We start from the raw sequence: 14,566 nt of genomic DNA on the forward strand, positions 1-14,566 counted from the left end.
TCAGGCCTGCGCCACCTTCTGGGCGCGGGTGCGCCAATAATGCCAGGCAATGAAGGCCGCCGCCGCCACGAAGCCCAGCTCATCGCTCAACGGCACAGCGGCGATCAGCAGCGCCGCCGCCGCGAAGGCCACCACGCGCTCGACGATGTTGAGCGGGCCCAGCAGATAGCCGGTGGCGGTACCGGCCCACAGCAGAACGGCGATCACCGCCTTGATGAAGGCGTAGGCCACCGCCGGCCAGAAGCCGATGAGATCGGCCATGGGATCGCCGGTCTGCAGCATCAGCGCCGGCGAATAGACCGCCATGAACGGCACCACATAGCCGGCGAGGGCGATGCGTGTCGCGTTCACGGCGATGGCCTGCCCGGAGACGCCGGCGATGGGCGCCGCCGCGAAGGCGGCAAGGGCCACCGGCGGCGTCAGGTCAGCCATAATGCCGAAGTAGAACACGAACATGTGCGAGACGATGAGCGGCACGCCCAGGGCCAGCAGCGCCGGCCCGGCGATGGAGGCGGTGATGATGTAGTTGGGAATGGTGGGCAGGCCCATGCCCAGGATCAGGCACGCCACCATGGTGAGCACCAGCGACAGGAGCAGGGAGCTCTCGCCCACCGCCACCACGAAGGTGGCGAAGGTGGTGGCGACGCCGGTCAGGGTGAAGATGCCGATCATGGTGCCCACCAGGGCGCAGGCGATGCCCACCGGCAGCGCGTTGCGGGCGCCGTCGGCCATGCTGTCGAGGGCGATGCGCAAGGTCTCCCGCCCGCCCTTCACGAACAGCAGCAGCGCCACCAGGATGGCCACCACCGTGGCGACACCGTTGATGCCGTATTCCACGAAACTGGCGGCGGCGATGCCGAGCACCACCCAGAACACCACCCGCAGGCCATAGGGGCCGATGAGGCGGGCCACCGGCGTGCCGAGCACGATGAGCGCGGTCAGCGCCAGGCCCACGGTGCCGGCGAACAGCGGCGTGTAGCCGGAGAACAGCAGCCAGACCAGGACGCCCAGCGGCAGGATGAGGTACCAGCGCGCCTTCAGCGCCGCCCAGGCATTGGGGCACTCCGCCTTGGGCAGGCCCGACAATCCGTTGCGACCAGCCTCCAGATGCACCATGGCGAACACGGTGAGGAAGTAGAGGAAGGCGGGGATCACCGCTGCGGTGGCGATGCTCGCATAGGGCACGTCGATGGTCTCGGCCATGATGAAGGCCACCGCACCCATCACCGGCGGCATGATCTGCCCGCCCATGGAGGCGGTCGCCTCCACCGCGCCGGCGAAGGCCGGCTTGTAGCCGAAGTTCTTCATCAGCGGGATGGTGAACTGGCCGGTGGTGACCACGTTCGCGACGCCGGAGCCGTTGATGGTGCCCATCAGCGCCGAGGAGATCACCGAGACCTTGGCCGGGCCGCCGCGGGCATGGCCCACGGTGCCCATGGCCACATCATTGAACAGCTTGATCATGCCGGCCCGTTCCAGGAACGCGCCAAACAGAATGAAGAGGAAGATGTAGGACGACGACACATAAGTGGGCGTGCCGTAGATGCCCTCGGTGCCGAGGAACAGCTGGTCCACCACCTGCACGAAATCATAGGGCCGGTGGTCCAGCGGCGCTGGCAGATATTCGCCGAACAGGCCGTAGAGAATGAAGAAGCCGCAGATGATGGGCAGCGACAGGCCCATGAGCCGGCGCGAGCCCTCGAACACCAGCGCCACCGCCACCACGCCGACCACGATGTCCATGGTATCGGGATCGCCGGCACGGGCGATGAGGTCGGAATAGAAGATCCAGTGATAAAGGCCCACCACGAACGACAGGATGCCGAGCCCCCACAGCATGACCCGCCCGCCGCCGACCCGGTGATTGCCGGCGATGGCGAACACCACCAGCAGCAGGAAGCCCACGTGCACCGAGCGCACGATCTGGCTCGGCAGCGGGCTCCAGGCGGCGGTGATGATCTGGAAGGTGGAGAAGGCGACCGCGATCCAGAATACCGCGCGCCCCCAGCTGCCCGGGCCCCAGGTGAGGTCCAGCAGCGCGTCGTCCACCACCACGGAGGCCCCGTGATTGGGGTTGTTCAGGTCGTGGCTGACGGGTGGAGTCGTGGTGGGCGTGTGCAGCGAGGAGGTCATGGACGTGCGGCCTCAACAGGTCAAAAACTCTCCGCCCGGCGCCCCGCGCCCGGCGGCAACGTCACTGGAAACGATCACGGTCCCATCGGGGAGGAGAAGACCACAAAGGGGCTGCGCGCCCGTCGGCGCCGGCAGCCCCCGCATCTTTCATCCGCGGCGCGACACCGCGAGCGGCGGCGCCCTTAAGGGCCGCCGCCAACCCGGCTTCAGGGCGTGACGCCCTTTTCCTTGAAGTACTTGGCGGCGCCGGGATGGAACGGCACCGGCGAGCCCTTCATGGCATTCTCGAGCTTGATGCTCTTGGCCGCCGAATGGGCCGCCGCCAGCTCGGGCAGATTGTCATAGATGGCCTTGGTGATCTCGTAGACCTCCTCGTCCTTCATGTTGGAGCGGGTCACGAGGAAGTTCGGCACGGCCGCGGTCACCACGTCCACCGACTGGCCTTCATAGGTGTTGGCGGGGATCACCGCCTTGATGTAGGGCGCGCCCACCTTGTCGACCACGGTGTTGGGCACTTCCACCACCACGATCGGCACCGAATTGGCGAGATCCTTGATGGAGGCGACGCCGAGGCCGGAAGACTGCAGGGTCGCGTCCAGCTGACGGTTCTTCATCAGCTCGACGGATTCGGCGAACGGCAGGTATTCCACCTTGCCGAGATCGTCATAGGTGAGGCCAGCGGCGCCGAGGATGGCGCGGGCGTTGAGCTCGGTGCCGGAGCGCGGGGCGCCCACCGACAGGCGCTTGCCCTTCAGATCGGCCAGCGTCTTGATGCCGGAATCCTTAGCGGCCACGATCTGGATGTAATTGGGATAGATGCCGCCGAGCGCCACCACCTTGGTGAGCGGGGCCTTGAAGCCCGCCTCGGCCTTGCCGGCGGCCCCGTCCGCGAGACTGTCGGCCAGGGTGAAGGCCACTTCGCCCTTGCCCTGCTGAATGAGGTTCAGGTTCTCCACGGAGGCCTTGGTGGCCTGCACCGAGGGGCGCGCGTTCGGCACCTTCTCGCCGATCACCTTGGAGATGGCGACCCCCAGCGGATAATAGACGCCGGACGTGCCGCCGGTCAGAACGTTCACGAACTCCGCCTTGGCGGCAACAGGCGCCAGAACCAAAGCTGAGATGAGCGCGGCCGTGGTGATACGGATCATCAGCATCCTCCCTATCGGTATTGTTATAAGCGTTAACAGTGAAGCTAACGGCTCCGTCCGTAAAGGCCAGCACCTTTTACCCATTTCAAACGAAAGTCTAATGTCCTGTCCCCTGGCGGCCCGCCGGCGTGTTGAAAACCACGGCGACCGGCCGCATGCACAGGGCCTCGGAACCGGCGCGCACAACCGTATAAAGAGCATGGAAACAGCCACATCCACACCGGGCGCGGCCCCGGCGATTCTCCGGGCCCTGTTCGCGGCGGCGCTCGCGGCGGCGACGCCGGAAGGCAAGTTCGCCGGCCGGCTGCCGGCGCCACCCAAGGGGCGCACCCTGGTGGTGGGGGCCGGCAAGGCCGCCGCGCGCATGGCGCGGGCCTTCGAGGCCGAATGGGACAGGCCCTGCACCGGCCTCGTCATCACCCGCTATGGCCACGGCTGCCCCACCCGCTCCATCGAGGTGGTGGAGGCCGGCCATCCGGTGCCCGACGCGGCCGGTCTCTCCGCCACCCGGCGCCTGCTGGACATCGCCCGCTCCGCCGGCGCCGACGACCTCGTGGTGTGCCTCATCTCCGGCGGGGCCTCGGCCCTGCTCACGGCGCCGGCCCCGGGCCTCACCCTGGCGGACAAGCAGGCGCTGAACACCGCGCTGCTGCGCTCGGGCGCGCCTATCGGCGTGATGAACACGGTGCGCAAGGCGGTGTCGGCGGTGAAGGGCGGGCGGCTCGCTGCCGCCATCGCCCCGGCGCGGTGCGTCACCTATCTGATCTCCGACGTGCCGGGCGACGATCCGGCGCTGATCGGCTCGGGCCCCACGGTGCCCCGGCCGTCGGATCCCGAGGCGGTGCTGGCCCTGCTGGGCGCCTATGGCATCGCCGCCGATGACCGGCTCGCGGCGGCGATCCGCGCCAATGCACGCCTCACGGCGCCCCCTGTCGCGCCGACCGAGGCCGCGCTGCATCTCATCGCCACCCCATTCATGGCATTGCAGGCTGCGGCGGCGCAGGCGCAGGCTCTCGGCATCACGCCGGTGATCCTCGGCGACGCCATCGAGGGAGAGGCGCGCGCCGCCGGCACGGTGCTGGCCGGCATCGCCCGCGCCGCCGCCGCCCATGGCCAGCCGGCGGCGGCGCCCTGCGTGCTGCTCTCCGGTGGCGAAACCACTGTGCGGGTGACCGGGCGCGGGCGCGGCGGGCGCAACAGCGAGTTCCTGCTGGCCCTCACCCTGGCCCTGGAGGGCCTGCCGGCGGACGGGCCGGCGATCTCGGCGCTGGCTGCCGACACCGATGGCATCGACGGCAGCGCGGACAATGCCGGGGCCTGGAGCGATTCACGCACCCTGGCACGCGCCCAGGCCCTCGGCCTGGACCCGCGGCGCCATCTGGCGGACAACGACGCCTATGGCCTGTTCGCGACCCTCGACCAGTTGGTCGTCACCGGCCCCACATTGACCAATGTCAATGATTTCAGGGCCATACTGGTGCTTCCGCGCGCGACGTGAGCGCCCCGGCCCTCGAACATGGCCACAGCAGGGCCCGGCCTCGTCCAAAAGTCGCATCCGCCATGCGCCATTTGCATGGCTCATACGACATCTTACATTTCAGCATGTTGCGCTGCAGAATTGCCGTCTGCAGGGGAGTTCTGAACAGAGGGTTAAGGTCAGCCCCCTTGACCTTTGTTGCAGTGCACATAAATTCCGGCCCCAGGAGGAACCGGGGGGCTTCAAGACGCCAAGTCTGGAGACCAATATGACCGAACAGGTCGCACCGGGGATCATCCGCAAGCTTTGGGCCGGGGAAGCCGAGATCTTCAAGGATCACCTCCTCAGGCTCGATGTGGAGAGCCGTCGGTTCAGATTCGGCTCTGCGGTGTCTGCCGAATTCGTCGAGCGATATGCGGCGCGGGCATTCCGCACCGGCGCCATCGTTCACGGTTATTTCGTGGACGGCACCTTGCGTGCCGCCGCCGAACTCTACCCCATGGGCGATGTGCTGCCCGGGGAAGCGGAAGCCGCGTTCAGCGTGGAGCGCGAGTTCCAGAACCACGGCCTCGGCACCCAGCTGCTGGAGCGGGTGATCCTGGCCGCGCGCAATCGCGGCATCGGCAAGCTGTGCCTCAACTGCCTGGCGCAGAACCGGCGCATGCAGCAGATCGCCCGCAAGTTCGATGCCGAGCTGAGCTTCGACATCGATGAGGTGACGGCGGCCCTGAAGGCGCCCTTCCCCACCGCCTTGTCGCTGGCGCAGGAGGCCGCGGCCGACCTGCAGGGCATGGCGGGGGCGGTGCTGCAGGCCCAGCGCCTGGCCACCGGCCGTATGTTCGACATGCTGATTCCCGCCGGGGACGACGCGCAGATCGAAGCCGAAGCCGCCTGAGCAGGCGCCCCGCGCGCGCCGCTGGAGGCGCGGCGAAAACGATGAAAGGCGGTGTCCTGAGGATGCCGCCTTTTTTCATGGACGTGCAGATTTTATGGGCCTGCAGATTTTATGGGCCTGCAGATTTTATGAGCGCGCACAGGAACGCCCTAATGAACGGCGGTTTTCGAGAACAGGTTGACCACCAGCACCCCGGCGATGATGAGGCCGAGGCCGATCAGCCCCGCCGTATCCAGCGCCTGGCCGTAATAGATCCAGGCGAAGCCCGCCACCAGGATGATCCCCGCCGCCGACCAGATGGCATAGACAATGCCCACCGGCAGGTCGCGCACGGTCAGCGCCAGGAAATAGAACGCCACCACATAGCCCGCCCCCACCACCAGCGAGGGCAGCAGCCGGGTGAAGCCGGCGGTGGACTTGAGCGCCGAGGTGGCGATGACCTCCGCAAGGATGGCGATGGCGAGATAGAGATAGGTCATGTCCCGGCAATCTCATGCTGAACGGCGCACCGCCCGTGGGCTTCGCAGCGGCGAGGCTTGAACTTATTTTCCATACAGGAAAATCAGTGCCGCGGGAGAGAAATCACACGCTTTGGATCGGGGTTGAGACGCGCGCTCCGCCAGGCGGCATCCCGGCGCGGTGACAGTGCTCCGCCTCGTCCGGCCATCCCCCTCCAGCGGCGCGTCTTCCAGAGCTGAACGGGGCCTGGCACCCGACGGGGGGTACGCCGGCCGAGGCCTCAGCGCTCAATGGAAATTGCGCCCGCGCGGCAAAGCGGCACCGGGGTTCTCCCGGATGCGCGCGGCACGGCTGCGCCCGGCATCGGGGCCGCGCCGGCCTTCGTCGGCCGGGGCGGCGACGGGCAGGTCGGCGCCACGCTCGCCCAGACGCTCCAGGAGCGGGCTCCAATCCTCCACCTTCTCGGCCACCAGGTGAATGACGCTCTGTTCATTCTGCAGCCGGCCCGACACCATCACCAGCCGCGCCCCCAGCACCTGCGGGCGGAACGCCTCGAACACCCGGGGCCAGACGATGACATTGGCCCAGGCCGCCTCGTCCTCCAGGGTCATGAAGATGACGCCGCTGGCGGTGCCCGGGCGCTGGCGCACCAGCACCAGGCCGGCCAGGGTCAGCCGCCGGCCGCTGGCCAATGCCGGCAGCCGCGCCGCCGGGGTCACCCCGCGCCGTTCCAGCTCCGGCCGCAGGAAGGCCAGCGGATGGGCCTTCAGGGACAGTTTCATGTGCCGATAATCGGCCACCACCTGCGCCCCCGGCGGCAAGGCGGCGAGGTCCACATCGGGCTCACGCGGGGTCGCGGCGGCACGGAACAGGGGCAGGTCGTCCTTGTCGCCGGCGCGGCGCAGCCCCTTCACCGCCCACAACGCGGCCCGGCGATCGAGCCCGAGGGAGCGGAAGGCATCGGCATCCGCCAGTTTTTCCAACGTGGACGGCGGCAGGCCGGTGCGCAGCCACAGGTCGCGCACGGAATCGTAGCCGGCGCCGCGCAGCGCCACCAGCCGGCGCATTTCCTCCTCTTTCAGCCCCTCCACCTGCCGCAGCCCGAGCCGCAGCGCATGGGTGGTGCGGATATCTCCCGCCATGGCGCCATGGCGTGGCTGCAGCCGCCGCACCGCCGCCGACGGCTCCCCGGCGCCCCCAGGACTTCGAACCGGTGTGGATCGCTGCGTCCCGGCGCCCTCCGCTTCGGTTCGCCCCGGGTCCGCACCCTGTCGACACCCAAACGCCCCCGGCCTCCTCTCGCCCCGCTCCCTGTCCCCCGCCTCCCTCTCTTTTTCCGACACGGCAGCCCCCTCTCCCGCTTGCGGGGGAGGGTTGGGGAGGGGGAAGGAGGCGGTCTGGAGGGGGAAAGACGCGGTCTGGAGAGGCGAACGCGCCTCGGCGCCCCCCTCCTCCGCCTCCAGCGTGTGATCCCAATGGGAGGCGTTCACATCCACCGGGCGCACCGCGACCCCGTGCTCCTGGGCGTCGCGCACCAATTGGGCGGGGGCGTAGAAGCCCATGGGCCAGGCATTGAGAAGGCCGGCGGCGAACACATCGGGATAATGGCACTTCAGCCAGGCCGAGGCATAGACGATGAGGGCGAAGCTCTCCGCATGGGAGCGCGGAAAGCCATAGGAGCCGAACCCCTCGATCTGCCGCCACAGGCTTTCGGCGAACTCCCGCGTGTAGCCGTTCCCGAGCATGCCGGCGATGAGCTTGTCGTGGAAGCGGCCGATGGTGCCCACCCGCTTGAAGGTGGCCATGGCCCGGCGCAGGGCATCGGCCTCGCCGGCGGAAAAGCCGGCGCCCACCATGGCGATCTGCATGGCCTGCTCCTGGAACAGCGGCACCCCGAGGGTCGGCTCCAGGACCTGCCGCAGCTCCGGAGAGGGATAGGACACCGGATCGAGCCCCTGCCGGCGCCGCAGATAGGGATGCACCATGCCGCCCTGGATCGGCCCCGGCCGCACGATCGCCACCTCCACCACCAGATCCTTGAACTCCTTGGGCTTCAGGCGCGGCAGCATGGTCTGCTGGGCGCGGCTTTCCACCTGGAACACGCCGATGGAATCCGCCCGCTGCAGCATGGCATAGACCCGATGATCGTCGAACGGCGCATCGCCGATGCGGGCCATTTCCACCCCATAATGCCGCTTCAGCAGGCCGAAGCATTTCTGCACCGCCGTCAGCATGCCCAGGGCCAGGATGTCCACCTTGAGCAGGCCCACGGTTTCCAGATCGTCCTTGTTCCATTCGATGATGGGGCGCTCATCCATGGCCGAACGGGTGAGCGGCACGGTCTCGTCCAGCCGGTCGTGGGTCACCACCATGCCGCCCACATGCTGGGAGAGGTGGCGCGGAAAGCCGATGAGGGCGCGGGTCATCTCCAGCACCCGGGCGAGGCGCGGCTCGTCGGGATCCAGGCCGATGCGCCGCGCCTCCTCCGCCTTCACCCCGCCGGAGGACCAGCCCCAGATGGTGCCGGCCAGCGCTCCCACCAGATCCTCCGACAGGCCGAACGCCTTGCCCACCTCGCGCACCGCCGAGCGGGAGCGATAGGTGGTGGTGGTAGCGGCGAGCCCGGCATGGGCGGCGCCGTAGCGGCGATAGATGAAGGCCAGCACCTCGCCGCGCCGCTCATGCTCGAAATCGATGTCGATATCCGGCGGCTCGCCCCGCTCCTCGGAGATGAAGCGCTCGAACAGAAGATCGCTCTTCATGGGGTCCACATCGGTGATGCCGATGCAGAAGCACACCGCCGAATTCGCCGCTGACCCCCGCCCCTGGCACAGGATGCCGGCGCCGCGGGCAAACCCCACGATCTCATGCACGGTGAGGAAATAGGGCGCATAGGCGAGCTTGCCGATGAGGGCGAGCTCATGGTGCAGCGCCCCCTCCACCTTGGGCGGCACCCCGGCGGGATAATGGGCCCGCGCCCCGGCCCAGGCGAGGGCCTCCAGCGCCGCCTGGGGGCTTTCGAACCCCGCCCGCGCCTCGCGCGGGTAGGTCGGCTTCAGATCATCCAGCGAGAAATGCAGGCGGGAGAGAAAGGCGGCCGTCTCCGCCACCGCCTCCGGCGCGGCGCGATAGAGCCGGGCCATCTCCGCCGCCGGCTTCAGGTGCCGCTCGGCATTGGCGGCGAGGCGGCGGCCGGCGCCATCCAGGGTCACGTGGGCGCGGATGGCGGTGAGCACATCCTGCAGCGGCCGGCGGTCGGCATCGTGATAGAGCGCGTCGCAGGTGGCGAGCAGCGGCACGCCCGCCTTCGCCCCCACCGCCTGGAGCCGGGCGAGCCGGCGGGCATCGTCCCCCGCGAGGATCATGGGCGCCGCCAGCCACACCCGGCCGGAGGTGGCCGCCTGGAGATTGGTCAGGAACGGGCCGAACGCCTCCGGCAGGCGGCGCGGCGGCATCACCGCGAGGCAGAGGCCTTCGGCCCATTCCATGAGGTCGGCGCCGGTGAGCAGGCAATCGCCCTTGGCCGCCCGCATGTTGCCGGTGGTGAGCAGACGGCACAGGCGGCCATAGGCGGCGCGATCCTCAGGGTAAGCGAGAATGTCCGGCGTGCCGTCGGCAAACACCAGGCGCGCACCCACCGCCAGCCGCACCCCGCGGGATTTGGCCATGGCATGGGCCCGCACCACCCCCGCCAGAGTGTTGTGATCGGCGATGCCGATGCCCGCATGGCCGAGAGCGGCGGCGGTCGCCACATATTCCTCCGGATGGGAGCCGCCCCGCAGAAACGAGAAATTAGTGGTGACCGCCAGTTCCACGAACGACGGCGGCGCCTGCGGCGGGCGCGGCGGGGTGGGCGCGGAACGGAAAGGAAGCGGCGGGGCCATGGTGCTCACCCGAACAGGCCGTGGAGGAACCAGGTCGGCCGGCCGGCCTCCCGCCCGTAGAGGCCGGCGCGGAACAGCCAGAAGCGATGGCCGCTGGCGGTCTCGACCCGGAAATAGTCGCGGGTGGGCAGATCTCCCGCCGCGCGCCACCATTCGGCGGCGATGCGCTCCGGCCCCTCCGCCCGCACCACCGGGTGCAGCTGGCGCCGCCAGCGGAAGCGGATGGGCGGCCCATCGGGCACCTCGGCCACCGCCTCCACCGGCTCCGGCGCCTCCAGAAGCCGCAGCGGCCGCGCCGGCCCGGCCAGGTCGGGGCACTCTTCTTCCGCACGCCAGGACTCCCTGAAGATCGCCCCATCCGCATCACAGTTCCCGCCCCCACCGGCGAGAAACAGTTGGGATGGCCGCGCAGCCATCCGTCCCACGTCGACAGAAGCCACAGCAGCGCCCGGCCCAATCGCCCGCAACGGCGCCCGGCCTGTTGCATCCGCCTCATCCCCCTCCGCACCACCGCTCCCTCTCTCGCTTGCGGGGGAGGGTTGGGGCGGGGGAAAAGCCACAGCTTCCGCTGCTGCAGGAGCAGCACCAGCGCCCGGGTCAATCACCCGCAGCAACGCCCGGTCCTCTGCAGCCGCCCCCTCCGCCGTCGCACCACCGCTCCCTCTCCCGCTTGCGGGGGAGGGTTGGGGCGGGGGAAAAGCCACAGCTTCCGCCGCTGCAGGAGCAGCACCAGCGCCCGGGCCAATCATCCGCAGCAACGCCCGGCCCTCTGCAGCCGCCCCATCCTCCGTCGACACCCCATTCTCTTCCCACCCACCGATGCGCGCAGGTTGGGATACGGCCGACAGCCGCCCCCCTCGTGACACCGGCTCAGGAACGAGCTCCTGCTCCCCCGACCGCACCGGTGCGAGGGTGGATGCCGCCGGCGGCCGGAACGGGACGGCGGCGGGCGGATCATCCGCCCATGAAGCCATCGCCCATGAGGCCATCGCCCATGAGGCCATCCCTGGCGCCATGGCCGCCCCAGCCGGAGGCAGGGCCAGAGCGGCGGCGGCCTCGGCCCAGCCGCGCCGGCCCTGCGCCGGCACCGGGGGGCAGGCCTCTTCCGGCAGGTGGCGGTCGGCCGGCACGAGGCGCTGCACCTGGGGGGCGCCGAAGCGGATGGCGAGGCGGTCCATCAGGCCATCCAAGGCCGCCGCGCGATCGGGCTCGGCGCCGAAGCCGTCCTGCTGGGCCGTGAGCGGTCCGGTCTCGCGCACGGCGAGGCGCAGCAGCTCGAAGCCGAAGCCGGGCTCCAGGCTGGACAGGGTCGCCACCTTCTCCGCGAACAGGCGGCGGATGGCCTCAGGCTCCCGCAGCGGCCGGCTGGTGCCGATGGCGAGCCGCGTTACCTTGCCATCCACCCGGAACAAGGTGAGATCCAGCCGCCGCGCGCCCACCCCGTGCCGCTCCAGCGCGCCGGACAAAGTGGTGGCGAGATGGGTGGCAAGGCCCAGCACGTCCTCCACCCGCTCCACCGGTTCCGGCAGCGCCCGTTCGACGCAGAAGGCCGGCGGGGGAAAGCGATAATCCACCGCCATGGGCGCCCGCCCCAGGGCTTCGTCGAGACGGCGCAGCAGTTCCGCCCCGAAGCGGGCGGCCAGCGGTGCGCGGGGGGCGGCGCGCACGTCGTCGATCCGCCGGAAGCCGAGCCGGGCGAGGCTGTCCACCCGCGCCGGCTCAAGGCCCAAGGCAGCAAGCGGCAAGGGCGCCAGCACCGCGCCGAGGTCTTCGTCCGGCGGCACCACCACGCCGCCCCGGCCGGCGGCGAAGCGGGCGAGGGCGAAGGCGGCGCCGGCGGTGGCCGCCAGTGCCGCCCGTCCGGTGAGGCCGGCGCCCGCCACCCGCCGCAGCAGATCGCGCACCAGCCCCTGTTCGCCGCCGAACAGATGGGTGCAGCCGGTGACGTCCAGCAGCAGCCCGTCGCGCCCTTCCAGGGCGATGAGGGGGGTATAGCGCTCACAGGCATCCGCCAGCTGAGCGAGCAGTCGGGCCACCGCCCGCGGCGCCTCCTCACTCACCTCCAGCTCGGGATGGCGCGCCCGCGCGTCGGCCAGGGTGAGGCCGGGCTCAAGCCCGAGGGCAGTGGCCGCCCCATTGCCGGCGATGAGCCGCAGCGTGCCCTGCTGCAGCGCCACCACCACCCGGGGCGCCAGCCGTGCCTCAGGCGACAACGACCGTTCGATCCGGTCGGTGGCGAGATGGGGCAGGACGAGGCCCAGGTAGCGCCGCCCGGCCGCCGGGGTCGGATGGGGCGCGCTCATGCCCGGCCTCCCCGACCAGCCGGAACCCGTCCGCCTCGATGCGCAGCGGCCATTCCCCGAGGGGGCCGAAGCGGTTGCGAGTGAGGCGGGCGCAGACGCACGGCGCACCGAGGCCGCCGAAGCCGTCCTGGGCCGGACTCGGCCGGGTGCGGATACGCCAGCGGGTGAGCGCCGCGCAGGGGGCCGGGTCCGCCTTGTGGCGCACCAGAAGGCCGAGCCGGTCGGAGCCGCGCGCGGCGAGGGAGAGACGCCGGGTGGCGGTGAGCGCCTCCGGCACCGGCGACAGCACTTCCCCCAGCACCACCGACAGACCCGCGCATTTCAACCCCTCCTCCATCACGAACATCACATCCTGCGGGCGTGGCACGCGCACCAGCAGCAGCGCCTCCGGCGGCAGGCCCAGCGCCGCCAGCCCCGGGCCGTAGAGCGCCCCCGCCTCCCACTGGGCGAACGCCTGCTGCACCACCAGCACCGGGCGCCGGAGCGCCCGCGCGCCCCGCGCCGCCAGGGCGAGGGCGAAGGCGCTGAGCGCCCCCTCCTCCCCCGGCCCGGCCGCCACCTCGTGCAGCGCGCCCCACCGGAACCCGCCGCCGAGCGCCCCATCCACGGCCGGCACGCCCAAAGCGAGCGGAGGCGGGTCACCGAAGGGCCGGGGGGGCGCGATGGCGGCCGGAACCGCAGGCACCGGGGACCGAGGCGGGGCGCCACCTTCCCCGGCAGGTCCGGGGCGCCCTGATGGGCTGTGCCCATCGCCCGCGTCCGGCTGAGGGGGTGGGGGTGTTGAAGCGGCACACATGCCGCCTTCAGAGCCGGCCACCAGCTCCGCCGTCGCCTGGGCCACCGGCCCGCCACCGATCGCTCCACCGATCGTCCCTTGGATCGGGGCCCGGGTCTGTGGCAGCTCCTGCGTCCGGGACGGCGGGGTAACGCCGCGCTCGATGGCGGAAATGATGCCGCGCAAACGCGCGAGATCGGCCGCGGTGCGGGATGCGCGCGGAATGCTCATGACGGCCCAACCGCCTCGTGTTCACTATTTGTTCTAGATAGATTCCGGAACCCGAGGCGGGAGTCAAGGCTCTCGTCCCGCCCATGGTAAACGCCCCGCCACTCCCTCAATTGACAAGCGCTTCACCTATAGGTGAACCTGGAAGCAAAGGTGGATCGGAGCAACCTGCCGCCCCGATACCGGACCCGGAAACGGCAGGCTCCTGAAGCAGAACACCCGCGCGGCGGCCATCCGGCATGCCGCCATGGAGAGGAAACAGATGTCCCTGCCCGCGCTGTTCCACGGCCGCCTGGCCGTGCCCGCCATCGCCGCCCCCATGTTCCTGGTCTCGGGGCCGGACCTCGTCACCGAGACCTGCCGCGGTGGCATCGTCGGCACCTTTCCGGCCCTGAATGCCCGCAGCACCGCGCTTTATCGCGACTGGCTCGACGACATCGCCGCCCGCACCGCGCCCCCTTCCGGCAGCGCACCGTTCGGCGTCAACCTCATCGTCCACAAGACCAACACCCGCCTGGAGGCGGACCTGGCGGTGACGGTGGAGAAGAAGGTGCCGATCGTCATCACCTCCCTCGGCGCCGCGCGCGAGGTGGTGGATGCGGTGCACAGCTATGGCGGGCTGGTGTTCCATGATGTCATCAGCCGCCGCCACGCGGAGAAGGCGGCCGCGGCGGGGGTGGATGGCATCATCGCCGTGTGCGCCGGCGCCGGCGGCCATGCCGGCACCCTGAGCCCGTTCGCGCTGCTCGGCGAGATCCGCCGCGTGTTCGACAAGACCCTGATCCTGTCCGGCGCCATGTCCACCGGCGCCCATATCGCCGCCGCCGAGGTGATGGGCGCCGACCTCGCCTATCTGGGCACCCGCTTCATCGCCACCCGCGAGAGCCTCGCCGCCGAGGACTTCAAGCAGATGATGCTCGCCGCCGCCGCCGAGGACATCATCTATACGGACGCCATCTCCGGGGTGAACGCCAATTTCATGAAGCCGTCCCTAGTGCGCGCCGGGCTCGATCCCGCCAACCTCGTCCGCCACGGCAATCTGGACATGGGCAACGAGGCCAAGGCCTGGCGGGACGTGTGGTCGGCCGGGCACGGGGTGGGCGCCATCACCGATATTCCCGCCGCCGCGGATCTGTGCGCCCGCCTCGCCCGCGAATATGACGCCGCCCTCGCCGCGGTGAGCGCCCGCCAAGCCGCCCGCAAGCGCCACCCGGACATCGCCGCCGTCTCCTGATCTCCCGCGCGGCGCTTGGGCGCCAGGCCA

Annotated in this window: 9 protein-coding genes; 3 read left to right on the forward strand and 6 right to left on the reverse strand. The window is 70.3% G+C overall.

Features of this window, described 5'->3' with window-relative positions:
* Window positions 1-2,133 (reverse strand): TRAP transporter permease, encoded by a 2,133-nt coding sequence (locus tag ACU4E7_RS03680; protein WP_238120400.1) that lies wholly within the window; start codon window positions 2,131-2,133, stop codon window positions 1-3.
* A gap of 206 nt (window positions 2,134-2,339) precedes the next feature.
* On the reverse strand, window positions 2,340-3,281 hold the full coding sequence (locus ACU4E7_RS03685; RefSeq protein WP_238120398.1) for a TAXI family TRAP transporter solute-binding subunit: 942 nt from the start codon (window positions 3,279-3,281) through the stop codon (window positions 2,340-2,342).
* A 199-nt stretch (window positions 3,282-3,480) separates the two neighbouring features.
* Between ACU4E7_RS03685 and ACU4E7_RS03690 the strand changes: the two genes are divergently transcribed.
* On the forward strand, window positions 3,481-4,779 hold the full coding sequence (locus tag ACU4E7_RS03690) for a glycerate kinase type-2 family protein (protein WP_447020681.1): 1,299 nt from the start codon (window positions 3,481-3,483) through the stop codon (window positions 4,777-4,779).
* A gap of 247 nt (window positions 4,780-5,026) precedes the next feature.
* Window positions 5,027-5,653: a GNAT family N-acetyltransferase gene (locus tag ACU4E7_RS03695; RefSeq protein ID WP_238120395.1), complete on the forward strand. Its 627-nt coding sequence runs from the start codon at window positions 5,027-5,029 to the stop codon at window positions 5,651-5,653.
* Between the two features lie 149 nt (window positions 5,654-5,802).
* On the opposite strand, the gene ACU4E7_RS03700 is transcribed toward ACU4E7_RS03695, so the two are convergent.
* The 4 genes from ACU4E7_RS03700 to ACU4E7_RS03715 all read right to left on the reverse strand — a co-directional run bounded on the left by ACU4E7_RS03700 (window position 5,803) and on the right by ACU4E7_RS03715 (window position 12,906).
* Window positions 5,803-6,132, reverse strand: a complete 330-nt coding sequence (locus ACU4E7_RS03700; RefSeq protein WP_238120394.1) for a DMT family transporter — start codon at window positions 6,130-6,132, stop codon at window positions 5,803-5,805.
* A gap of 267 nt (window positions 6,133-6,399) precedes the next feature.
* Complete coding sequence (locus tag ACU4E7_RS03705) at window positions 6,400-9,996, reverse strand: error-prone DNA polymerase (RefSeq protein ID WP_447020682.1); 3,597 nt, start codon at window positions 9,994-9,996, stop codon at window positions 6,400-6,402.
* A 5-nt stretch (window positions 9,997-10,001) separates the two neighbouring features.
* Window positions 10,002-12,299 (reverse strand): Y-family DNA polymerase, encoded by a 2,298-nt coding sequence (locus tag ACU4E7_RS03710; protein ID WP_447020683.1) that lies wholly within the window; start codon window positions 12,297-12,299, stop codon window positions 10,002-10,004.
* Window positions 12,199-12,906, reverse strand: coding sequence for an ImuA family protein (locus tag ACU4E7_RS03715; protein ID WP_447020684.1), 708 nt, complete (start codon window positions 12,904-12,906; stop codon window positions 12,199-12,201). Before ACU4E7_RS03715 ends, ACU4E7_RS03710 begins: the two co-directional genes overlap by 101 nt.
* 658 nt (window positions 12,907-13,564) lie before the next feature.
* Between ACU4E7_RS03715 and ACU4E7_RS03720 the strand changes: the two genes are divergently transcribed.
* Entirely contained in the window at window positions 13,565-14,536 is a 972-nt protein-coding gene (locus ACU4E7_RS03720; RefSeq protein ID WP_238120390.1) for an NAD(P)H-dependent flavin oxidoreductase, read from the forward strand.
* Window positions 14,537-14,566 lie beyond the last annotated feature (30 nt).

It is taken from the genome of Xanthobacter sp. ZOL 2024, from assembly GCF_052932325.1.